Origin of the sequence: Candidatus Williamhamiltonella endosymbiont of Tuberolachnus salignus (assembly GCF_964019775.1) — a bacterium.
Classification (GTDB): domain Bacteria; phylum Pseudomonadota; class Gammaproteobacteria; order Enterobacterales; family Enterobacteriaceae; genus Hamiltonella; species Hamiltonella defendens.
This window is the reverse complement of the sequence record NZ_OZ026471.1, coordinates 591790-614124: the sequence shown is the minus strand read 5'-3', so window position 1 is coordinate 614124 and position 22335 is coordinate 591790. Positions and strand designations below refer to the sequence as shown.

Annotated in this window: 20 protein-coding genes and 1 pseudogene; 15 read left to right on the top strand and 6 right to left on the bottom strand. The window is 39.3% G+C overall.

Features of this window, described 5'->3' with window-relative positions; all coding sequences use genetic code 11:
- Nucleotides 1-8: 8 nt before the first annotated feature.
- Together mltC and cgtA are read left to right on the top strand one after the other, a co-directional pair.
- A complete protein-coding gene (mltC, locus tag AACL23_RS02925; RefSeq protein WP_095034441.1) occupies nt 9-1088 on the top strand; it encodes a membrane-bound lytic murein transglycosylase MltC in 1080 nt (359 codons plus the stop codon).
- Between the two features lie 3 nt (nt 1089-1091).
- Nucleotides 1092-2180 (top strand): Obg family GTPase CgtA, encoded by a 1089-nt coding sequence (gene cgtA / locus AACL23_RS02920; protein ID WP_100096103.1) that lies wholly within the window; start codon nt 1092-1094, stop codon nt 2178-2180.
- A 31-nt stretch (nt 2181-2211) separates the two neighbouring features.
- Here cgtA and erpA read toward each other — a convergent pair whose 3' ends face one another.
- The 3 genes and pseudogenes from erpA to rne form a co-directional block, all read right to left on the bottom strand.
- Nucleotides 2212-2556 carry an iron-sulfur cluster insertion protein ErpA gene (gene erpA, locus AACL23_RS02915; protein WP_012738073.1) on the bottom strand — a complete coding sequence of 115 codons (345 nt, stop codon included), beginning with the start codon at nt 2554-2556 and terminating at the stop codon, nt 2212-2214.
- Nucleotides 2557-2613: 57 nt separating this feature from the next.
- Complete coding sequence (pyrC, locus tag AACL23_RS02910) at nt 2614-3738, bottom strand: dihydroorotase (protein WP_407079241.1); 1125 nt, start codon at nt 3736-3738, stop codon at nt 2614-2616.
- A 312-nt stretch (nt 3739-4050) separates the two neighbouring features.
- Nucleotides 4051-6583: pseudogene (gene rne / locus AACL23_RS02905) on the bottom strand (ribonuclease E); the annotation flags it as partial.
- A gap of 418 nt (nt 6584-7001) precedes the next feature.
- Between rne and rluC the strand changes: the two are divergent.
- The 13 genes from rluC to ptsG all read left to right on the top strand — a co-directional run bounded on the left by rluC (nt 7002) and on the right by ptsG (nt 18885).
- Nucleotides 7002-7952: a 23S rRNA pseudouridine(955/2504/2580) synthase RluC gene (gene rluC, locus AACL23_RS02900; protein ID WP_100096105.1), complete on the top strand. Its 951-nt coding sequence runs from the start codon at nt 7002-7004 to the stop codon at nt 7950-7952.
- Nucleotides 7953-8021: 69 nt separating this feature from the next.
- Nucleotides 8022-8552 carry a YceD family protein gene (locus AACL23_RS02895; protein ID WP_339050023.1) on the top strand — a complete coding sequence of 177 codons (531 nt, stop codon included), beginning with the start codon at nt 8022-8024 and terminating at the stop codon, nt 8550-8552.
- A gap of 16 nt (nt 8553-8568) precedes the next feature.
- On the top strand, nt 8569-8739 hold the full coding sequence (gene rpmF / locus AACL23_RS02890) for a 50S ribosomal protein L32 (RefSeq protein WP_095034438.1): 171 nt from the start codon (nt 8569-8571) through the stop codon (nt 8737-8739).
- A gap of 219 nt (nt 8740-8958) precedes the next feature.
- Nucleotides 8959-9903, top strand: a complete 945-nt coding sequence (locus tag AACL23_RS02885) for a beta-ketoacyl-ACP synthase III (RefSeq protein WP_100096107.1) — start codon at nt 8959-8961, stop codon at nt 9901-9903.
- A 19-nt stretch (nt 9904-9922) separates the two neighbouring features.
- A complete protein-coding gene (gene fabD / locus AACL23_RS02880; protein WP_095034437.1) occupies nt 9923-10897 on the top strand; it encodes an ACP S-malonyltransferase in 975 nt (324 codons plus the stop codon).
- Nucleotides 10887-11624, top strand: coding sequence for a 3-oxoacyl-ACP reductase FabG (fabG, locus tag AACL23_RS02875; protein WP_095034436.1), 738 nt, complete (start codon nt 10887-10889; stop codon nt 11622-11624). The genes fabD and fabG overlap by 11 nt, the downstream gene beginning before the upstream one ends.
- Before the next feature lie 365 nt (nt 11625-11989).
- The gene (gene acpP / locus AACL23_RS02870) at nt 11990-12241 is read left to right on the top strand and encodes an acyl carrier protein (protein WP_100096108.1); all 252 of its coding nucleotides are present in this window, start codon (nt 11990-11992) and stop codon (nt 12239-12241) included.
- A 64-nt stretch (nt 12242-12305) separates the two neighbouring features.
- A complete protein-coding gene (fabF, locus tag AACL23_RS02865) occupies nt 12306-13547 on the top strand; it encodes a beta-ketoacyl-ACP synthase II (protein WP_012738160.1) in 1242 nt (413 codons plus the stop codon).
- A 202-nt stretch (nt 13548-13749) separates the two neighbouring features.
- Nucleotides 13750-14769, top strand: a complete 1020-nt coding sequence (gene mltG / locus AACL23_RS02860; RefSeq protein ID WP_339050018.1) for an endolytic transglycosylase MltG — start codon at nt 13750-13752, stop codon at nt 14767-14769.
- The gene (gene tmk, locus AACL23_RS02855) at nt 14766-15398 is read left to right on the top strand and encodes a dTMP kinase (RefSeq protein WP_339050016.1); all 633 of its coding nucleotides are present in this window, start codon (nt 14766-14768) and stop codon (nt 15396-15398) included. The genes mltG and tmk overlap by 4 nt, the downstream gene beginning before the upstream one ends.
- 4 nt (nt 15399-15402) lie before the next feature.
- A complete protein-coding gene (gene holB, locus AACL23_RS02850) occupies nt 15403-16386 on the top strand; it encodes a DNA polymerase III subunit delta' (protein WP_012738163.1) in 984 nt (327 codons plus the stop codon).
- A gap of 29 nt (nt 16387-16415) precedes the next feature.
- Entirely contained in the window at nt 16416-17213 is a 798-nt protein-coding gene (locus AACL23_RS02845) for a metal-dependent hydrolase (RefSeq protein WP_171967628.1), read from the top strand.
- Between the two features lie 238 nt (nt 17214-17451).
- On the top strand, nt 17452-18885 hold the full coding sequence (gene ptsG, locus AACL23_RS02840; RefSeq protein WP_012738165.1) for a PTS glucose transporter subunit IIBC: 1434 nt from the start codon (nt 17452-17454) through the stop codon (nt 18883-18885).
- A gap of 256 nt (nt 18886-19141) precedes the next feature.
- Here the strand turns inward: ptsG and ung are convergent, their stop codons facing one another.
- The 3 genes from ung to AACL23_RS02825 form a co-directional block, all read right to left on the bottom strand.
- Nucleotides 19142-19813, bottom strand: coding sequence for a uracil-DNA glycosylase (gene ung / locus AACL23_RS02835; protein WP_171967629.1), 672 nt, complete (start codon nt 19811-19813; stop codon nt 19142-19144).
- Complete coding sequence (gene srmB / locus AACL23_RS02830; protein ID WP_339050008.1) at nt 19785-21143, bottom strand: ATP-dependent RNA helicase SrmB; 1359 nt, start codon at nt 21141-21143, stop codon at nt 19785-19787. Before srmB ends, ung begins: the two co-directional genes overlap by 29 nt.
- A gap of 302 nt (nt 21144-21445) precedes the next feature.
- A complete protein-coding gene (locus tag AACL23_RS02825) occupies nt 21446-22156 on the bottom strand; it encodes a Bax inhibitor-1/YccA family protein (protein WP_100096113.1) in 711 nt (236 codons plus the stop codon).
- Nucleotides 22157-22335 lie beyond the last annotated feature (179 nt).

Genomic DNA, 22335 nt, shown 5'->3' with positions numbered 1-22335 from the left:
TTCATAAAATGAAGAAAATAGCGATTTTATTTCTGATGATCCTCCTATTGATTTCTTGTTCAAAGAAAAAAAATCAAGAAAATCATTTAGATTACATCAAAGACACAAATAGCTTTGATATTTTAATGGGGCAATTTGCACACAATATTGAAAACATTTGGGGATTTAATGAAATATTAATGGCAGGTCCTCAAGATTACGTCAAATATACAGATCAATATCAAACTCGCAGTCATATTAATTTTAAAGCAGGCAGTATTACAGTTGAGACCATAGCCACCATAGATCCTAAAAGCCATTTAGGTAACGCTATGATTGCAACCTTACTGATGGGAGATGATCCCACTTCTGTTGATCTGTATTCAGACCTCAACGACATCACCATCAGTCAACATCCATTTTTATATGGCCAAGTATTGGATAACCATCACCAACCCATTCGTTCCCAATGGGCTGCACGGCATTTTGCCGATTATCTGTTAAAGACAAAAATACAGAAAAGGCGCTCTGGGATACACTTGATCTGGTCAATCACGTTAAAGCTGGTACCCAATCATATCGATCAACGAGCCAGAAAATATTGGCCTTTCATCAAGCATGCATCAGTGAAATATGGGATTGAAACCTCCTTGATTTTGGCGATTATTCAGACTGAATCCAGTTTTAACCCTTACGCTGTCAGCTCTTCTGACGCATTAGGTTTAATGCAGGTGATGAGACACACCGCAGGGAAAGATGTTTTTCAGATGAAAGGCAAAAATGGGCAACCGAGTCGAAGCTATCTGTTCAATCCTAAAAATAACATTGATGTTGGTACCGCTTATTTGTTTATTTTAAAAAACAGCTATTTAAAAGCCATCAGAAACCCCATTTCTCGTCGTTACGCGATTATTACGGGTTATAATGGGGGAGTGGGTAGTGTATTGCGCGTATTTGCCAAAGATAAAAACAAAGCCATTCAGGTCATTAACCGAATGAAACCAGATGATGTGTTTCATATACTCAGCACTCGGCATTCAGCCAGCGAGTCACGTCGTTATTTGCTGAAAGTGAACCGTCTTCAAAAAAAATATCTATATAAGGGATAAAAGATGAAATTTGTTGATGAAGCCAGTATTCAGGTTGAAGCAGGGGATGGAGGCAATGGTTGTGTCAGCTTTAGAAGAGAAAAGTATATCCCTTATGGTGGCCCTAATGGAGGTGATGGAGGTGATGGTGGGCATGTTTATCTTATCACGGATGAGAATATTAATACTCTGATTGATTATCGTTTTGTCCGAATATTTCGTGCTGAAAGCGGTCATAACGGGCAAAGTTGTGATTGCACAGGCAAAAGAGGCCAAGACATTACCCTTAAAGTGCCCGTGGGGACGAGGGTACTGGATTGCGCCACTGGTGAAATTCTGGCTGATATGGTCCGTCGAGAACAAAAGGTCATGGTTGCAAAGGGAGGTTTTCACGGATTGGGAAATACCCGCTTTAAGTCTTCTATCAATAGAGCGCCGCGTCAAAGAACATTAGGCAGCCTCGGTGAAAAAAGAGATCTCACTTTAGAATTACTTTTGCTGGCAGATGTCGGTTTGTTAGGTTTGCCAAATGCAGGGAAATCCACTTTCGTTCGATCCATCTCGTCTGCAAAACCTAAGGTCGCAGATTATCCTTTTACTACCTTAATTCCGAGTTTGGGGGTTGTTCGGGTGGATCAAGCAGAAAGCTTTGTGGTTGCTGATATCCCAGGGCTCATCAAAGGTGCCGCACAAGGAGCCGGTTTAGGGATCCATTTTCTAAAACACCTGGAACGCTGCCAAGTATTATTACACTTAGTGGATATCGTGCCTATTGATGGCTCAGATCCTGCTGAGAATGTAAAAATGATCGTCAACGAATTAGAGCAATATAATACCAATCTTGCTGAGAAACCCCGTTGGCTTGTGTTTAACAAAGCCGACGTTTTGTGTTCAAAAGCAACAGAAGAAACGGCCAAAAATATCGTCAAATCCTTAGGATGGAACGAAAAATACTACATCATTTCTGCCACAAAGAGTACGGGTCTTGATCCTTTATGCCGGGATATTATGAATTTCTTAAAATCTCATCCTCGAATATTATCTGACTCAAAAAATGCACCCGATAAATCTGAATTTATCTGGGATAATCAGCATGAGACTCATGAAAAGTGATGGAAAGATTCAGGGTGTCAAAAATGCGGGACTAAACGCTAAAAGAAGAGCCGCAACCACAGGTGGTTTTAGCATTGAGATTTTTTACAATAAAACGTGAATATTCTATGCTTTCAACATAATCTACGATACCCCCTATTAAGTACCCCAAACTCAAGGGATCGACGACAAGAGAAACACCCTGCTTATTAATCGCCAGATCTCCTTCGTTAACTTTATCGTCTAAAGTAAACATATATTTAAAACCATTACAGCCACCCCCCTCAACGTAAACCCGAAGTTTTTTATTGGAATTATGTTCATTGGCAATCAACTCTTTAAATTTACGAGCCGCAGCTTCTGTAAAATCTAAAGGCAATCGGGTTGGATGATTCATTTTGTGTACTCAAATTTGATCAGTTGTTTTACAGTTAATTTATCCATACGGCGGGTTTTACTTTTTGATAGACCAATTTATTTGCTCACCCGCTAAAAAAGGAATGAGAGACTCTTTTCCAATCAAAATTTCTTTCGGCTGAATAAAAGGAACCTTGATTAATTCAATGAAATCTTGATTTTCTGGTAATCCATAAAAATGAGCACCATTAAGAGAACAAAAAGCTTCTAAATGTTCTAATGCGTTCATCTCTTCAAAAATAGAGGCATAAATAGGCACAGCGGAAACCGCATTAAAAACACCAGCGCAACCACAGGCGGACTCTTTATTTTTTTGAGTGTGCGGTGCCGAATCCGTGCCAAGAAAAAAACGAGGGTGTCCGCTAGAAACTGCGTCACGTAATGCTTTTTGGTGCTCACTCCTTTTCAGGATGGGCAAACAAAATAAATGCGGGCGGATCCCGCCTGCCAGCATATCATTACGATGAAATAATAAATGCTGAGGCGTGATGGTCGCTCCCAAAAAGCGCCCTCCTTCCTTAACATAATTCACCGCTTCTTTTGTTGTTACATGCTCAAAAACGATTTTAAGCGCTGGAAAATGTTTTCGAAGGGGCTCTAATACCTGTTCGATAAAAATAGCTTCTCGATCAAAAATGTCTACCTGTTGAGAAGCCACTTCGCCATGCACCAACAATGGCATCCCCAGCTTTTGCATCTGTTCAAATAAGGGATAGAGGGCCGGAATATCAGAAACCCCTTTTGAGGAATTTGTCGTAGCGTGAGCAGGATATAATTTAGCGGCAGTGAATATTCCTTGTTCAAAACCAGATGTCAATTCTTTAACAGGAAAGTCATCTGTCAGGTAACAAGTCATCAAAGGGAGAAAAGAGTGCCCAGAAGGCAACGCATTTAGAATGCGGTTTTTATACTCAACCGCTTCTTGCACCGTTTTGATGGGGGATATTAAATTTGGCATGATGATTGCACGACGAAAGACCGCACTGGTATAAGGCAGTACTGCTTGAAGCATGTCACCATCCCTCAAGTGAACATGACAATCATCTGGGCGACGAATTTTAAGTATTTTCGACACTATAGTTATCTCAGTTTTCAAATGTGAAGCAGGTCTAGTATCGTTGCTACTTGACTTCTTCTGGCCTACCGGCAGGAACACTGGCATGATGGATGGCATTCTGTGTTCCTGCCGGTGTACTGTCTTCAGAAATAAATGAAGAAGGCTGCCACCTCCAATTCGTCGGAAAAGACACCGCTTGATCGATCACAAAGACTTTTGTTACAGGGGCGAAAACCTGTTTTTTTTCAGATTCTGTGGCGGCAATTTGCTCATTTTTCGAATTTTCTACATATTCAACAGATGCTGATTTTTCCTGTTTGTCTTCCTGTCTCTCTTGTTTCTTTTCCTTTAGATGAACATCATCATTGAACAGAATATCGGGGTTTATCATCTGCTCAGAAAAGGCACTCAGACAAATTTTACCAAAAGCGAATTCTGGTGAGTCCACCGCACTTTTTAAAGGCATTGTACATTGAACAGTATCAGGATCATCACGATAACGCCGGCGCTTTTGAGCACTGACACGAAGATGACGAGGTGAACGACGTGAGCGGCGGGGGAATGTACTATTTTCATTGACCGAGGTAGGGGCCATGTGTTTTTCCACTTCTTCTGCCATGGTCTCATTTGCCTTCTCTGTCAAACCAGTGGCTTCTTCTGGTATCGGCGGTGCATTTTGCTGTTCTTCAATCATCACAGGTGTTTCATGGGGCGTTTGATCTCGAATGGTGATATCGACCGCGTTTGTCAGATGAGATGTCTGATTTAAACGTATTTTTTGAGTCAATGCGCGTTGCGAACGACGTGGCGGGATTTTTTTCGGTGTTTCTTTATGTGGCACTTCTTCATGTGGCACTTCTTCATGTGGCACTTCTTCCTCTTGAGTTAAAAGAGGCTCAATCAGACTTTTCGCTTCTTGCTCTATTATTTGAGGATGAGGTGTATTCGTACGTCTATCCTGTTGACGACGACGTGGGCGTTCAGCAGCTTGGGGTTTATTCGCCTGCACATTCTCGTCTTCTTCTAATTGAATTCTATTATTTTTGTTTTTAGTTTTGTCTCTAGTCGCGGTTTGCGAACGAGAAAGCTTATTGCGCCCCAGATCTTCACGAGGTTCTCTTGGAGATCGTTCCTTACGTGTATCAGTTTTCCGATTTACATAGGCGTTCTCTTGAGGTTGAGCTGCTGTATTTTTAGATTCAAGGCCGTGGGTTTCTTTTTTCTTGATCCATCCCAGCAAACGTTGAATCACAGTTATCAACGTTTGAAAGAAACTTCTTTCTGGCCGTGCATTGTTGAGCCCGTGAGCGCCATTTTTATTGGATATATCAGTACTTTTGATTGGGAATGATAAGCTGGAAAGCGCGGGCTCTTCGCAGTGCTTACGTCCATTTGATGGGTCATCTTGCGTTTGAGGCATTTCTGTTTCATAACGTTGAGGCAGCATATAACTTAAGGTCAGGGATTCCTCACCTTTACGAACCCGTAACACTGTGTAATGAGGAGTTTGCATTTGAGCATTAGGCACAATCACAGCACGGACACCCTCTTGGCGTTTTTCAATTGCATTCACAGCATCTCGTTTTTCGTTCAGCAGATATGAAGCCACTTCTACTGGAACAATCGCATGTACTTCATGCGTATTTTCTTTGAGCGCTTCCTCTTCAATGAGCCTTAAAATTGACAGTGCTAAAGATTCATTATCTCGGACAGTACCTGTACCACTGCAACGTGGGCAGACATGATGACTCGATTCGCCTAAAGAGGGACTCAGCCGCTGGCGAGACATTTCAAGTAAACCAAATCGAGATATACGGCCAATCTGAATACGGGCTCTATCTTGACGCAAGGCTTCACGTAAGCGATTTTCTACCTCACGTTGATGCCGAATAGGGCCCATATCGATAAAGTCGATGACAATCAGCCCACCTAAATCCCTTAAACGAAGTTGGCGCGCTATTTCATCAGCGGCCTCTAAATTTGTGTTCAACGCGGTTTCTTCGATGTCCCCACCGCTGGTCGCCCGGGCCGAATTGATATCAATTGCAATCAGAGCTTCACTGGTATCGATCACGATAGAGCCGCCAGACAGCAAACGTACTTCGCGTTTAAAAGCAGATTCAATTTGTGATTCAATTTGATAATGGCTGAATAACGAGACTTCACCTGTATAAAGTTTGATTTTATTGCTGAAATCAGGCCGTCCAAGCGCTGTGATGTGATCTTTTGCGAGCTCAAGCACTTTGGGATTATCAATCAAAATTTCACTGATATCAGGGCGTAAATAATCACGGAAAGCACGAACGACCACGTTACTTTCCTGATGAATTAAAAAAGGTGCCTTGCGATTTTCTGCTATTTTTTTTATGGCATCCCAATGTTTAAGTCGTAATGACAAATCCCATTGCAATGCTTCAGAGGATTTACCTAAACCCGCAGTACGGACGATTAAACCCATACCTTCTGGTAGCTCTAAAGAGGCCATCGCCTTTTTTAACTCCGCTCGATCATCGCCTTCAATACGTCGGGAAATCCCTCCGGCTCCAGGATTATTCGGCATCAAGACCAGATAACTTCCCGCCAAGCTAATAAAAGTCGTTAATGCCGCCCCTTTTGTGCCGCGCTCTTCTTTATCTATTTGAACAATCAGTTCTTGGGATTCAGATAACACATCCTTGATATTAGGGCGAGCGCCATGATTGGAATAATTCGGTGAAAAATATTCAGGTGAAATTTCTTTTAATGGAAGGAAACCTTGTCTTGCAGAACCATAATCAACAAAAGCGGCTTCTAAGCTAGGCTCAATTCGAGTAATTTTGCCTTTGTAAATATTGGCCTTTTTTTGTTCATAACCCAGGCTTTCAATATCTAAATCATACAATTTTTGTCCATCTACGAGTGCAACTCTCAATTCTTCATGCTGAGTGGCATTAATTAACATTCTTTTCATTTGACATTTACTCATTATTTTTTGATTAGTAGTGTAGGTCTGTTTTTTATAGCAACAAACGTCTTATGCCATTGCAGCGTTTGTTACTCCATTTATGCTAGATATTACAAAACAGTTTCGAGGATACTGTTTTTCAAATCGTTATCTAAAAACACCTTATCTGTTTATTTTGATCTCTTCAAAGATTTTGACAACGCTCAAGATGGGTCATTTCAACATTAAGACGTATTGTATCCTTTCTCCTCTTTTTTGAATACCAGCCTTATTAGGACACTCTTTCTCTAATAACCCTGTTGAAAAACTCACTACTGGCTGAGCCACTCTTTATGTGGCCATTTTTTGTTGTACGATAAGTCTAATATCTCTTAAAGGATGATGTTAATATTAAGAATATTATTAACATTAAGAGAGAAACCGTTTGGAATTTTCATCATCAGTACAATCCATTACTATTTCTGACGATAATGCAGGTCAGAGAATTGACAACTTTTTAATTCGCTTTTTAAAAGGAGTTCCGAAAAGTATGCTTTACCGTATTTTAAGAAAAGGTGAAGTACGAGTGAACAAAAAACGCATCAAGCCTTGTTATAAGCTTCTCACCGGCGATATGCTCCGAATTCCCCCTATCAAAACCGCAATCATTCAAAACAAACCAATCTCAATAAAATGCAATAAAGTTGTGGCTTTGGCTCAGTCTATTTTGTTTGAAGATCCTGATATATTGATTTTAAATAAGCCTTCAGGTATGGCTGTTCATGGCGGAAGCGGTCTGAGCTTTGGTGTGATAGAAGCACTTCGTGCGCTGCGTCCAGACCAACGTTTTTTACATTTAGTGCATCGATTGGATCGCGAGACTTCAGGGATATTAATGGTTGCCAAAAAACCCTCTGCATTACGTTCTCTGAATGAACAATTGCGTCTTAAAACAATGAAAAAAGAATATTTGGCCTTGGTTGCTGGTGACTGGCCTTTATCCTGCAAACTGATACAAGCTCCGTTACAAAAAAATATTTTGCAAAACGGTGAAAGAATCGTGAAAGTGAGCCATCAAGGCAAAGAATCACAAACCCATTTTGAAATTGAAGAACGTTTTACCAATACGACTTTGATGAAAGTAAGGCCATTAACAGGAAGAACCCATCAAATTCGTGTCCACGCATTACATGCGGGGCATCCGATTGTTTTTGATGATCGTTATGGTGATCCTGAATTTGAGAAAAAATTAAAGGGGTGCCATTTAAATCGCTTATTTTTACATGCATTATCCCTCGAATTTGTACATCCTCATTCTGGAGAAACCATACAAATAAAAGCACCTTTGGACAATTCATTACGGCATTGCCTCCAATTTTTACGTCATCAAAAATAACCTCTTCTTTGAGGATGACTTTTTTCTTTTTTTGACTCTTTTTGATGACAAAGCTAATATGCCGGCCCTATGCAAAAAATAAAATTACCCTTGACCATTGATCCGATTTTTGCCGCTGATAAAGGGCTAGAGTACAGGGGGTTTTGTGAATCTGATCAATTTGTGCGAATCGCAGAATCTGTAGACTCTATAGAGAGTGATATTGATGTTTTTCTCTTATTTAGAATTGATGAAAAACAGCGAGCCTTTATAAAAGGCCATGCGAATGTCGATTTGAAATTAACCTGTCAGCGCTGCTGCAGCACCTTTTTGTATCATCTGAAGACAGAATATTGTTTTATCCCTGTCACCAGTGGTACTTATGATAAGCTGAGTGAAACCTGCAGGTCATTGTATGACTTTATAGAAATGAACGAAGCAGGTGAATTAAATTTGCTGTCTATGATTGAAGACGAATTGATTCTTTCAATCCCTGCTTTTCCGGTTCATGAAGACAAAGATTGTCATTTATTTTTCACAAAAATGGGAGAGGGCCTTGTAAAAGAACAGGAAAAAAAATCTCATCCATTTTCAGTGTTATCCCGTTTAAAGAAAAAGTAATTAAGGAATCCAATTTATGGCCGTACAAAAAAATAAACCCACTCGCTCCAAGCGTGGTATGCGTCGCTCACATGATGCATTGACAACTGCTTTATTGTCTGTAGATAAAACCTCCGGCGAAACTCATTTACGCCATCACATCACTACCGATGGTTATTATCGCGGGCGTAAGGTGATCAACCGCTGATTTCAGCTTATCCTTCAATTTTAAAACCCCCTGTCAAAGCCGCATATGCGCGGTTTTTTCTTGAGTTTTTTTTAAATCGCGGGAAGCGAGAAAACCGTTTAATGATTGATAAAAAACGGTTAGCGCACAAACGTAGGGTGAGACTCACGCCAGTTTTAAACAAAGTCTAATGAAAAAAGTGCTAATGCTAAAGAGTAAAGTGTCTTATCGAAGGTAATTATGCAGACTAACATACTCGGTACAGGGAGTTATCTACCTGAAACAGTGCGTACCAATTCAGATTTAGAAAAAATGGTAGACACTTCAGATGAATGGATTTTCACCAGAACAGGCATTCGAGAAAGGCGGATCGCTGCCTCTTCTGAAACAGTCGCCAGCATGGGTTTTTATGCTGCAACAGAAGCCTTAAAAATGGCTCAAATTGACCAAAATGACATTGGCTTAATTATTGTGGCTACCACTTCTTCAAGTCATGCTTTTCCAAGTTCAGCCTGTCAAATACAAGAGATGTTAGGCATTAAAGACAGCATTTCTTTTGACTTGGCTGCCGCCTGTGCGGGTTTTATTTACGCTCTCAGTGTTGCTGATCAATATATTAAAAGTGGCGCAATATCCTATGCATTGGTGATCGGTTCTGATTTGCTGACACAATCTCTTGATCTTAAAGATCGCAGTACTGTTATTTTATTCGGGGATGCGGCAGGGGCAGTCGTTTTAGGTGCCTCAGATCAACCAGGTATTATTTCAACTCATTTACACGCAAATGGGCACTACGGAAAACTACTCACCCTATTTTATCCCAGAGAAAAAAATTCGCCTTTTATCAGCATGGCTGGAAATGAAGTATTTAAAGTGGCTGTACTTGAATTAGCAAGCGTTGTTCATGAAGCCTTAAAGTCCAATCAATTGGATGCTTCAGAACTAGATTGGTTGATACCCCATCAAGCTAACATCCGTATTATTAACGCCACAGCTAAAAAGTTGAATATAGGCATGGAAAAAGTGGTCATTACTTTAGATCGGCACGGTAATACTTCTGCTGCATCAGTGCCATCCGCATTAGATGAAGCGGTACGCGATGGCCGGATCCAACGAGGGCAACTACTTCTTTTGGAAGCCTTTGGGGGTGGTTTTGTCTGGGGATCTGCGTTAGTTCGTTTTTAGCTTTTAAAGGAAAAAAGTCATGACAACATTTGCAATCCTTTTTCCAGGTCAGGGTTCTCAATCATTGGGGATGCTTTCGAGTATGGCGAAAACATTTCCTTTGATAATAAAAACTTTTTCTCAAGCCAGTGATGCTCTTGGTTACGATCTTTGGGCGCTCACACAAGAGGGGCCTGTATCAGAATTAAATAAAACATGGAAAACACAACCCGCTTTACTCACGGCTTCTGTGGCCATCTGGCGGGTTTGGAAAGCAGAAGGCGGCCCCTCTCCATTTATGGTGGCAGGCCATAGTCTAGGAGAATATTCCGCCTTAGTGTGTGCCGGTGTCTTGAATTTGACAGAAACAGTAAAGCTGGTTGAATTAAGAGGAAAATTAATGCAAGCCGCCGCAGGCGAGGGAGCCATGTCTGCTATCATTGGACTCGATGATGAAACTATAGTGAAAATTTGCAAACAAACAGCACAAAATCAGGTTGTTTCACCCGCAAATTTTAATTCTCAAGGGCAAGTCGTGATTTCTGGCCATAAAGAAGCAGTAGAACGAGCTAATATTGCCTGTATCGCAGCGGGAGCAAAAAAGGTCTTCCCCTTATCGGTGAGTGTGCCTTCTCATTGTGCCTTGATGAAGCCGGCGGCGGATAAGTTGTTGGCTGAGCTGAATAAAATGGTGTTTAAAACGTCAAAATTTCCGGTGCTCAACAATGCAGATGTCAAAGTAGAAAATTCACCTGAACATATCCGAGAGGCATTAGTACGTCAATTGTATTCTCCAATACCTTGGGTTAAAAGTATCCAATTTATGATTCAAAAAGGTGTGGGATCTTTTTTAGAGTTGGGGGCGGGAAACATTTTATCCGGTCTGAATAAACGCATTGTGCATAAAGCACCTGCTTTTTCAGTCAATGACGCTCATTCATTGGCTCATGCTCTTAATTATGTTTCAGGAAAATCTGTGAACAAGATTTTAAAAGAGGATATATATGAGATTTAAAGGAAAAATTGCATTGATTACTGGCGCAACTCGTGGGATTGGTCGCGCTATAGCCCAATCATTAACAGAAGAGGGTGCTTTTGTAATAGGCACGGCGACCACTGAAGAGGGTGCAAAAAAAATCAGCGATGATTTAGGTGACTATGGTAAAGGCGTCACCTTAAACGTGATTGACGAGGAATCCATTGAAGCATTAATAAAGAGCATTGAAGAGGAATTTTGTGGCCCTGATATCTTGGTCAATAATGCAGGTATTACACGTGATGGTTTGCTGATGCGTATGAAAACAAACAGTTGGAATGAGGTTTTGGGCACAAATTTAACATCCATATTTTATCTTTCACGAGCCGCTTTACGCCCCATGATGAAAAAGCGCTTTGGTCGTATTATCAATATAGGATCCGTAGTAGGCAGTGCGGGAAATGTAGGGCAAACCAATTACACTGCTGCTAAAGCCGGCCTAATTGGTTTTAGTAAATCTCTTGCTCAAGAAGTCGCTCAAAGAGGCATCACGGTTAATGTGGTCGCACCTGGATTTATTGAAACGGATATGTCTCGACAGGCGTTAACAGAAACTCGACGCACTGAAATTTTAAAAAAAATTCCCATGAATCGATTGGGTGATGTTAAGGATATTGCGAATGCAGTGGCTTTTTTAGCCTCTGATCAAAGCAGTTATATTACCGGTGAAACCTTACATATTAATGGAGGCATGTATATGATTTAATAAAAGAAAAAGTAATTTCTTGTTCTGTGTACTCACCACTATAAAATTAAATAAAATACTGATTTTATAAAATCTGTTTTGTTTGTCTTAACAGCAATTCTTCCTTTAGTATGAGGGATATAAGGCGTGATTTTGCAGAATATCTTTGTTAAAATGCCGCGCCAGCAGCACTTGCTCCGTGATTTCAATGACGATAATGCTGTACGGCCTGCTGGAGGAGCGCTGCAGTTAGGCTGTTTGATGAAGCAGAATACCCACTGAAGCGAGTCAACGTTTAATCCAAACAGGAAAATCCTCGTTTTTAAAGCAATTTCAAAACTACCGATACTCTCGCGTAAGCGAATTTTGATAGGAAATTTAACAGTATGAGCACTAATGATATTGAAGAACGTGTAAAAAAAATCATCGCTGATCAACTAGGCGTCAAAAGAGAAGAGGTTACTAATAGTGCTTCTTTTGTAGACGATCTTGGTGCTGATTCTCTTGACACTGTGGAACTGGTTATGGCATTAGAAGAAGAATTTGATACTGAAATTCCGGATGAAGATGCAGAAACAATTACTACTGTTCAAGCAACTATTAAATATATATCTGATCAACATGCAAAAAATAAATAAATTCAGGCGATCTATGATCGCCTTATTTTTACCATCGTTATCGTTCCTATATTAGGAGAAAAATTTGTTTAAACGCCGAGTGGTAATCACTGGACTTGGTATGTTGTCTCCTGTCGGTAACACAGTAGAATCTGCATGGAAAGCAGTCCTTTTAGGTCAAAGTGGCATCTTTTTAATAAATCATTTTGATACCAGCCTCTATGAAACGCGTTTTGCTGGCTTAGTCAAAAATTTTGAGGCTAAAGATTACATTCCACCTAAAGATATTCGAAGAATGGATCTTTTTATACAATATGGTGTCGCGGCTGGCGTTCAAGCAATGCGTGATTCTGGGCTTGACGTCACCGAACAAAATCAATCCCGTATCGGCGCGGCTATCGGCTCTGGTATTGGTGGATTAGGCCTGATTGAAGATAATTATTCTCTTTTAGTTGATAAAGAGGCTAAAAAGATAAGCCCGTTTTTTGTGCCTTCTACTATTGTAAATATGATATCCGGTCATCTTAGTATTATTTATGGTCTACAAGGACCTAACATTGCAATTTCTACAGCCTGTACATCCGGTGTTCATAATATTGGGCATGCCGCTAGAATCATTGTTTATGGCGATGCTGATGTCATGCTGGCAGGAGGCGCGGAAAAAAGCACTACGCCATTGGGTGTTGCGGGTTTTGCTGCTGCTCGAGCTTTATCAAAACGAAACCATGATCCTCAGGCAGCAAGTCGTCCTTGGGATAAAGATCGTGATGGTTTTGTTTTGGGTGATGGCGCAGGCGTTCTTGTTTTAGAAGAATACGAACATGCTAAAAAACGTAATGCTAAAATTTACGCCGAACTGGTCGGTTTTGGTATGAGCAGTGATGCTCATCATATTACCAATCCACTAGAAAATGGTTATGGAGCAGCGTTGGCGATGAAAAATGCATTAAAAGATGCGGGTGTGTCGGCTTCAAAAATTAACTATATTAATGCGCATGGCACCTCTACTATTGCAGGAGACAAGGCAGAAGTTGAAGCTATCAAAACCGTTTTTTCTGAAGATGCACAAAACGTGATGATAAGTTCGACCAAATCCATGACAGGCCATTTGTTAGGTGCGGCAGGTGCAATAGAATCTATTTTTTCAATTCTAGCCTTACATGATCAGGTTGCCCCCCCTACTATTAATTTAGACAATCCAGACGAAGGCTTTGACCTGGATTTTGTTCCCAATGAAACTCGTTCATTAAAAAATATGGAATATACTCTTTGTAATTCCTTTGGTTTTGGTGGCACAAACGGCTCTGTAGTGTTTAAAAAAATATGATTTTATAGTCAAAACTCGCTTGAAATCTTTATTTATCTTGGTGAGACTTTGCAAAATTCGGGATGCTCCGTTCGATTTCACTTCAACCTCGCTACAGTTTTGAAAAAACTCTAATCAATACAATAATATGCCTGATTGGCTGCGTTCTTACAGTATTTATGTTTCCTCTGCCCAAAATTTTAAAAAAGCTTAATGAACGTAAATGAAAAAAATCTATTTTAGAGCATGTACATTTTTTATCCCAATCTGTTTATTAATAAGCCTTTATGTCTACTATGAAATTCAACATTTTGCTCATTCACCATTACCTATAACAAAAGATACTATCTTAACGGTTCCTCCAGGAACGGGAAGAATAGCATTAGAAACCATCTTATTAAAAAATCATCTTTTAGTTAAAACTTGGTTATTGCGTTGTTTACTGATTATTGAGCCTCAATTAGCTGAATTTAAAGCAGGCACTTATTACCTGCTTTCTGGCATGAGTGTCAAAGAGATGCTGGAATTATTTGCCAGTGGTAAAGAAGCACAATTTGCTATTCGTTTTATCGAAGGAACTCATTGGCATCTTTGGAAGAATGAGATGGACAAAAAAGACAACATCAAACACTTATTGCAAAATAAAACGAATGCAGAGGTTGCTCAGCTATTTAAGCTACAAAGTGAAGGGCATATAGAAGGCGCTTTTTATCCGGATACTTATTTTTATTCCTTCGGAAACTCAGATTTATTGATACTCAAACGCGCCCATCAAAAAATGAACGAAACAGTAAACCAAATTTGGGAGCAAAGAAATCAATCACTGCCTTATAAAACCCCCGATGAGTTAGTGACTATGGCTTCCATCATTGAAAAAGAAACCTCTATTAATGCAGAGAGAAAAATAATTGCATCAGTATTTATTAATCGCCTAAGGTTAGGGATGCGTTTACAATCAGATCCTACAGTGATGTATGGTTTAGGCAAAAATTATACAGAGGCCATTACGCATAAAGACTTGCTCACAGTAACGCCTTATAACACTTATATTATACCTGGCTTGCCCCCTGCTCCCATTACCATGCCAGGTTTAGCATCACTTAACGCGGCGGCTCATCCTGAAGAAACAGATTATCTCTATTTTGTGGCAAATGGTGAAGGCGGGCATACATTTAGCACTAATTTGGCAGGCCATAATCGAGCTGTACGAGCTTATCGCGAGGCGTTAAAGAAAAAAAAATGAAAGGTAAATTTATTGTTATTGAAGGTCTGGAGGGAGCAGGAAAAAGCACTGCTGTCAATACTGTACAACAGTTCTTAAGGCATTTTAAAATTCAGGATGTGATCTGTACTCGTGAGCCAGGCGGGACCGCATTAAGTGAAGAAATACGTCATTTAATTAAAAAAAAGAGCCAAAATGAAGAGATTTTAACCGATAAAGCGGAATTATTGCTTTTATATGCTGCTCGAGTGCAATTGCTCGAAAATATCATCAAACCGGCTTTATCTTCTGGAACCTGGGTAATAGGCGACCGTCATGATCTTTCATCTCAAGCGTATCAAGGAGGCGGACGAGGGATAAAATCTGAATTTATCAAATCTTTAGCTGATTTTACTTTAGGTTCTTCTTTTCGTCCTGACTTAACCTTATACTTAGATTTGCCGCCTGAATTAGGGCTACAACGCGCTCGTAAAAGAGGCCATCTTGATCGTATTGAACAGCAATCGTTGGTTTTTTTCGAACGCATTCGGGCACGTTATCTCGAACTGACATATGATGATCCTCGTATTAAAATGATCGATGCCTCAAAACCCATAAAAAAAGTCACAGCGGATATTCAAAATGCTTTGCTATCTTTATTGGAAAAATAATTGAATGAATTGGTATCCGTGGCTCAATGCTCATTATCATCAATTAGTAGAGCAGCACATTTTAGGACGTGGGCATCATGCATTACTGATTCATGCATTACGAGGAAATGGTAAAAACGCCCTTATTTACGGTTTAAGCCGCTGGTTGCTTTGCCAGAAAAGACAAGGCAAAAAAAGTTGTGGTCAGTGCCATAGCTGTCATTTAATGTTGGCCGGACATCATCCAGACTGTCACCTGTTTAAAATAAAAGAAAACCAAAGAAATTTAGGTATCGATTCCATCAGACAGGTGATCGAAAAACTGTCACACCATCCACAACAGGGAGGAGCCAGGGTCATTTCTATCCCTAATGTCCACGATCTCACTGTTGCTGCAGTGAACGCGTTATTAAAAACGTTAGAAGAACCTCCAAAAAATACCTATTTCCTTTTAGGTTGTCATACCCCTTCAGTTTTAATGCCAACGTTAAAAAGCCGTTGTTTTTGTTGGCGTTTGTTTAATCCACCAACAAATTTAACTCTAACATGGTTAGCAGAAAAAACAGGCGCAGATCCAATCCTTGTATCAACAGCATTGAAATTAAGTTCTGGTGCTCCATTATCCGCTTTATCTCTTCTGCAAAAAGATCGTTGGAATGAAAGAGTTTTTTTTTGTCTTACATTAAGTGATGTCTTGTCTCGCCAAAATTTTTTGGCGTTGTTACCTCAACTGAACCATGACAATATCGAGGATACTCTTCACTGGTTGATTTCATTATTGTTGGATGCTTTAAAATATCACCACGGAATAACGTTCTCTATGATTAATGAAGATCAACAACCTTTAGTTGAAAAGTTAGCAACTTTATTTTCTATTAGCGGATTATTTAAAATACTCCGCCAATCGATTTATTGCCGTCACCAACTATTATCGATAGTGGGGATAAATAAAGAATTATTGCTCACAGAGCAACTTTTAAATTTTGAAAATGCCTTGAATGAGCTCTGATCTGCAAGTCAATATCCAGGATTCATATCATGTTATTAGTCGACTCACACTGCCATTTGGATAGTTTAGATTATAAAAAATTACATCAAAGCGTTGCTGACGTACTACTAAAAGCAAGAGAACGTAACGTCAAATTTGTGCTCTGTGTGGCGACCACTCTGGAGGGTTTTGAGCATTTTTTTTCTGTGATTGGCGAACGCAATGATGTCGCATTCTCTTGTGGAGCACATCCTCTGAATCTTGATCAACATTATGACATGCAAAAATTGAAACAATTATGTCAATTAAAAAAAGTCATAGCGCTTGGGGAGACAGGTTTAGATTATCATTACTCATCAGATCAAATCGCGCTACAGAAAAAAGTATTTCGAGAGCATATTATGGTTGGGTGTCAATTAAACAAGCCTGTCATTGTGCACACCCGTGATGCTTTTAAAGATACTATAAACATCTTAAAAGAAGAAAATGCACGGGATTGTGGTGGCGTTTTGCATTGCTTTACTGAAGATAAAATGGCTGCGCAGCAACTATTAGATTTAGGATTTTACATTTCTTTCTCAGGTATTGTGACATTTCGCAATGCGTCAGTGTTACGTGATGTTGTTCGTTATATTCCTTTAGATAAAATGTTAATTGAAACTGATTCACCTTATTTAGCCCCTGTGCCTTATCGCGGAAAAGAAAATCAGCCCGCTTATGTGCGAGAAATTGCTGAGTATATTGCAGAATTAAAAAATGTAAATTTAGAAAAATTAGCTGATACGACAACAAGTAACTTTATTCAATTATTTCATTTAAGCGAATCAATATTTTTTAATATAATGTAAATATTTTAGTATAAGCTTCAATAAAAATGATATTATCAATTTTTAATTAATTTAATATAACGATAACATATTTAATTAAGTTATTTTAATATGATATGTTTTATTTATGAAAATAATATGATTTATATTAAATATTCAAAATATTATTTTTCATTTGTTTTAAAATAATTAAAAAGGAATTTTCATTTTTACATATAGAAATTGATTTTCTTTTTTATTACTAGGAGCCTCTTGAATTATGTTTAAAAATGCATTTGCAAACCTGCAAAAAGTGGGTAAATCGCTTATGCTTCCAGTGTCAGTATTGCCCATAGCGGGTATTTTACTAGGTTTAGGCTCCATTCATTTCAGCTTTCTACCTGATGTGGTTTCTGATGTTATGTCAGAAACGGGCGGCGCCATTTTTGCCAATATGCCATTAATTTTTGCCATTGGGGTGGCATTAGGTTTTACTAATAACGATGGTGTTGCGGCATTAGCTGCTGTCGTTGCTTACTCCATTATGGCGAAAACAATCGCTGTACTTGAATCTCTGTTATTAAATATTTCATCTGATCAGATACATCAGCATCATTTAAATGACACTGGTGTCGTGGGGGGTATTATTGCAGGTGGGCTTGCCGCCTATATGTTTAATCATTTTTATCGTATTAAATTACCTGAATATCTTGGTTTTTTTTCAGGTAAGCGTTTTGTTCCCATTATTTCTGGATTTTTCGCTATTCTTCTTGGGGTATTATTAGCTTTTATCTGGCCTCCTATTGGAAAGAAAATACAGATTTTTTCAGAATGGGCGGCATATCAAAATCCGAGTATTGCCTTTGCTATATATGGATTTGTTGAGCGTGCCATCATTCCCTTTGGTCTACATCATATCTGGAATGTGCCTTTTCAGATGCAGGTGGGAGAATACACGAACTCTGCTGGACAAATTTTTCACGGCGACATTCCTCGTTACATGGCCGGTGATCCGACAGCGGGTAAACTGGCAGGCGCTTTTCTTTTTAAAATGTATGGCCTCCCTGCTGCTGCGATTGCAATTTGGCATTCAGCAAAGCCAGAAAATCGCATAAAGGTCAGCGGTATTATGATTTCTGCGGCATTGACTTCATTTTTGACAGGGATCACGGAACCAATAGAGTTTTCATTTATGTTTGTAGCCCCTGTCTTATATGTTATTCATGTGATTTTATCAGGATTGGCTTTTCCTCTTTGTATTGCTCTCGGTATGACCAGTGGTACTAGTTTTTCTCAAGGTTTAATTGATTTTATTCTTTTGAGCGGTAATGGCCATCGAACTGTGCTATTTCCTCTGGTTGGTGCTTGTTATGCCTTAGTGTATTACGCGAGCTTCCGTTTTTTGATTACTAAATGGAATTTAAAAACACCTGGCCGAGAACTGATCTCAACCATAATAGATGTTCAAAATGGTAAGCAAATGTCTGAGGCCTTAGTTGAAAACTTTGGAGGAAAAGAGAACATCATCAATTTAGATGCTTGTATTACCCGTTTACGTGTCAGTGTGGCCGATGTTTCTAAAGTAGATCAAGCAGGCTTAAAAAAGCTGGGCGCTGCAGGAATAGTGATCGCCGGCTCAGGGGTTCAGGCTATCTTTGGAACTCAATCTGATAATTTAAAAACGGATATGGATGAATATATTCGTAATAATTAATTTTAAAAATTAAATTATTTTTAAATTTTTGATGAATTCTTTGAATAACATGTTAGTTATTGAAATATTAGATAAAAATTTTTTTATTTAGGAGTTATCATGATGGCGGCAACTGTATTTAAGTAATTGAAAATAAATACAGTATGATAATTAATTTTATTTTAAAAAATGATTGATGATTTATCTTATAAATTTAATTGTCATGGTTTTATAAACTCTAACCGATTCAGAGGCAGAAATATCGGTGCTTTTGGTATTAGGGTTGCCAGCTGATAGGTGATAATCCCTGCTGTTCTAACAGTTGATTCGTTTTTGAAAAATGCTTGCATCCAAAAAATCCTCGATGAGCAGATAGAGGCGATGGATGCGGCGCTTTTAAAATAAAATGACGCTGAGTATCAATGATTTCTCCTTTTTTTTGTGCATGAGAACCCCAGAGTAAAAAAATAATCCGATGATTATGCTGATTCAGAGCTGCAATCACACGATCAGTAAAAATACCCCAGCCAAGATGCGCATGAGAGTGCGCTCGCCCCGCTTCGACTGTCAGAACAGTATTCAGCAATAAAACCCCTTGTTTTGCCCAGTTTTCTAAACAACCGTGATTAGGGTATACAAAACCTATAATGTCATTGAGCAGCTCTTTATAGATATTCACCAGGGAAGGCGGCAAAACAATACCTGGTAAAACAGAAAAAGATAAACCATGTGCCTGATTAGGCCCATGATAGGGATCTTGCCCAATAATCACGACTTTTACCTCTCCAAATTCCGTTAAACGAAAGGCATTAAATACATTTTCTGGAGAAGGGTAAATCATTTTATTTGCACGACGTTCGGCAGCTACAGAGGCCAAAGTATCCTTAAAATAAAATTCTTTTTTTTCTGCGCCTATCACATCACGCCAGGTGAGAAGAGAAGCTGGCATTGCCATTTTCCTTATTTTTTTTTAAATTTTTAGGCTCTCGACGCTTACCGAGGTTTTTCTTGTCACGATGACGTATTTTCACTTTCACTTTCGTTTTTTCTTTTTTGGCTTTTTTTTGTTCTTCACGTTTTGCTAACACTTTTTTAGAAGGTTTCCCTGCTTGTTTTTCATTTGGTGCTTTCGTTGTGGGCCGTAATTCATCCACTATTCTTGGTTTTATCGTTTTTTTAAGATATCGCTCTACTTTTTTTAATAATAAGTGATCATGGGCTTCAATCAGTGAAATAGCTGTCCCTTTACGACCTGCACGAGCCGTTCGGCCGATTCGATGTAAGTAAACATCTCCGGTATAGGGCATATCAAAATTGAAGACATGGCTAATATCCTCAATATCTAAGCCACGAGACGCAACATCGGTTGCAACCAAAACTTGAATGCGACCACTATTTAAACGAGCAATAGCTTCTGTACGTTTGGTTTGCACCATCTCCCCTTCCAAATATACACTATGAATGCCTTCTGATTGAAGGCGATGAACAAGTTCATGTACTTTTTCACGAGTACGTACAAAAATGATGGATTTTTGTACAGAAGGGGTTTTCAATAAGTAACAGAGTAAAGCGATCTTATGCGGCAGATTGTCTGCACGATAATAACTCTGAAGGATTTTTTTTCGTTCTCGTACTGAAGGCGCCGCTTCTAAGTAAATGGGATCACGGAGCACACGCTCAGAAAATTCACGAATCGTGGCGCTCTCTAGCGTGGCAGAAAAAAGTAAAGTTTGTTTACGCCAACGAGTTTCAGCAGAAATAACTTCAATATCCTGAGCAAAACCCATGTCCAGCATGCGATCCGCTTCATCGAGTATTAATATTTCCACTGCCCGGCAATCAAAATTTTCCTCTTTGATGTATTGCAGCAATCGCCCTGTAGTGGCCACCAGAATGTCCTGATTTGTACTGAAGATTTCCGTATGGTTCATGTATGCCACTCCTCCTGTGATTTTGGCGACCTTTAATGAGGTGTATTTTGCCAGTTCAGTCGCTTGATCTGCTACTTGAATGGCTAATTCACGTGTAGGGGCGAGTATCAAAATACGAGGGGGGCCTGGTTTTTTTTTAGGAAAATCAAGAAGATGTTGAAGTGCTGGAATCAAAAAAGCGATCGTTTTGCCGGTGCCCGTTGGAGCTGAGCCCAATAGATCTCGTCCTTCCATTGCTTTTGGGATCACGGTTGTTTGAATCGCTGTGGCGGAAAGGTAACCTTTATCTTCTAACGCGCGCAGTAAACAGGGATCTAAATCAAATTCACAAAAAGGCGGGCTCATCATCTCTTTTTTACCTGGTGGTGTTTTTAAGTCTTTATGGAATTGAGGGCATCTAAAATTGGATATAACCTTTGAGATTAGGATAAAGTTATTTATCAGCTTGTTTTAAATCCATATAGAGATTGCTAGATCCAGGGCAAGCAAAATAAAGGTCCGCCTGTGTGATGCTAGCCAAATTTTTTATGTAAATATCATGACCATCTCCGTAACGTGGGTAGAAATTTGTATATAGAATATTCATTTTTCTGATTTGAAAGAGTTTTCTTGATAGGGCTGCAGATCAGCCCAGTAAGATGGGTTAAGAATTAACGTCGATTACCTACAATCCGTATTAACATTAAGAATAAATTAATAAAATCAATGTAAAGCGTTAAAGCACCTACGATAGAATATTTACGAAACCCTTCTTTATCATTACTGTCTAATTGTTCACCCATATTTTTTAATTTTTGGGTATCGTAAGCCGTTAAACCTACAAATAGCACAACGCCGATATAGGTTACAGCCCACATCAGTGCACTGCTTTTAAGCCAGATGTTAACGATGGAAGCCAGTAAAATACCAATAACACCCATAAATAACATATTACCTAAACCAGTGAGATCCCTCTTTGTGACATAACCATAAAAACTCATCGCACCAAACATGCCTGCTGTGATCACAAAAGTGCTGGCGATAGACGACTGGGTGTAAACAACAAAGATACTGGATATCGTCAAGCCTGTTAATGCGGAATACAACATAAAAAGGCTGGTGGCCATAGCCCCACTGAGCTTGTGGAGCATACCTGAAATCACAAAAACCAATCCTAGCTGCACAATAATAAGACCCAAAAAAACGATTTGGCTCGAAAAGATCAAATTTAAGATGGCTGGGTTGTTAGCCGCATACCAAGCAACGAATGCGGTCAACAATAAACCGCAGGTCATCCAGCCGTATACTTGAGACATATACGCCTGTATACCTGTGCTACGGCCCTCAATAATAGAACCATTAGACTTTGAATAGCGATTCATGATGGTTACCTTTAATGATGTGAATAAATAAGATTTGAAGTAAGAGGAGAATTTTATAATCAAAACTCACCTTTATGGTAAGAATACCATAGAAATTTCACAGCTAAGGCGAAATTCTTCATTTAAAGCAGAGAGTCTCTATGAATCAATATCATATTCTGCCTGTTTAAGTGAGATAA

Coding starts and splice junctions, on each gene's coding strand:
- mltC (WP_095034441.1), top strand. CDS start 9: ATGAAGAAAATAGCGATTTTATTTCTGATGATCCTCCTATTGATTTCT.
- cgtA (WP_100096103.1), top strand. CDS start 1,092: ATGAAATTTGTTGATGAAGCCAGTATTCAGGTTGAAGCAGGGGATGGA.
- erpA (WP_012738073.1), bottom strand. CDS start 2,556: ATGAATCATCCAACCCGATTGCCTTTAGATTTTACAGAAGCTGCGGCT.
- pyrC (WP_407079241.1), bottom strand. CDS start 3,738: ATGCCAGTGTTCCTGCCGGTAGGCCAGAAGAAGTCAAGTAGCAACGAT.
- AACL23_RS02895 (WP_339050023.1), top strand. CDS start 8,022: ATGCAAAAAATAAAATTACCCTTGACCATTGATCCGATTTTTGCCGCT.
- rpmF (WP_095034438.1), top strand. CDS start 8,569: ATGGCCGTACAAAAAAATAAACCCACTCGCTCCAAGCGTGGTATGCGT.
- AACL23_RS02885 (WP_100096107.1), top strand. CDS start 8,959: ATGCAGACTAACATACTCGGTACAGGGAGTTATCTACCTGAAACAGTG.
- fabD (WP_095034437.1), top strand. CDS start 9,923: ATGACAACATTTGCAATCCTTTTTCCAGGTCAGGGTTCTCAATCATTG.
- fabG (WP_095034436.1), top strand. CDS start 10,887: ATGAGATTTAAAGGAAAAATTGCATTGATTACTGGCGCAACTCGTGGG.
- acpP (WP_100096108.1), top strand. CDS start 11,990: ATGAGCACTAATGATATTGAAGAACGTGTAAAAAAAATCATCGCTGAT.
- mltG (WP_339050018.1), top strand. CDS start 13,750: ATGAAAAAAATCTATTTTAGAGCATGTACATTTTTTATCCCAATCTGT.
- tmk (WP_339050016.1), top strand. CDS start 14,766: ATGAAAGGTAAATTTATTGTTATTGAAGGTCTGGAGGGAGCAGGAAAA.
- holB (WP_012738163.1), top strand. CDS start 15,403: ATGAATTGGTATCCGTGGCTCAATGCTCATTATCATCAATTAGTAGAG.
- AACL23_RS02845 (WP_171967628.1), top strand. CDS start 16,416: ATGTTATTAGTCGACTCACACTGCCATTTGGATAGTTTAGATTATAAA.
- ptsG (WP_012738165.1), top strand. CDS start 17,452: ATGTTTAAAAATGCATTTGCAAACCTGCAAAAAGTGGGTAAATCGCTT.
- ung (WP_171967629.1), bottom strand. CDS start 19,813: ATGCCAGCTTCTCTTCTCACCTGGCGTGATGTGATAGGCGCAGAAAAA.
- srmB (WP_339050008.1), bottom strand. CDS start 21,143: ATGATGAGCCCGCCTTTTTGTGAATTTGATTTAGATCCCTGTTTACTG.
- AACL23_RS02825 (WP_100096113.1), bottom strand. CDS start 22,156: ATGAATCGCTATTCAAAGTCTAATGGTTCTATTATTGAGGGCCGTAGC.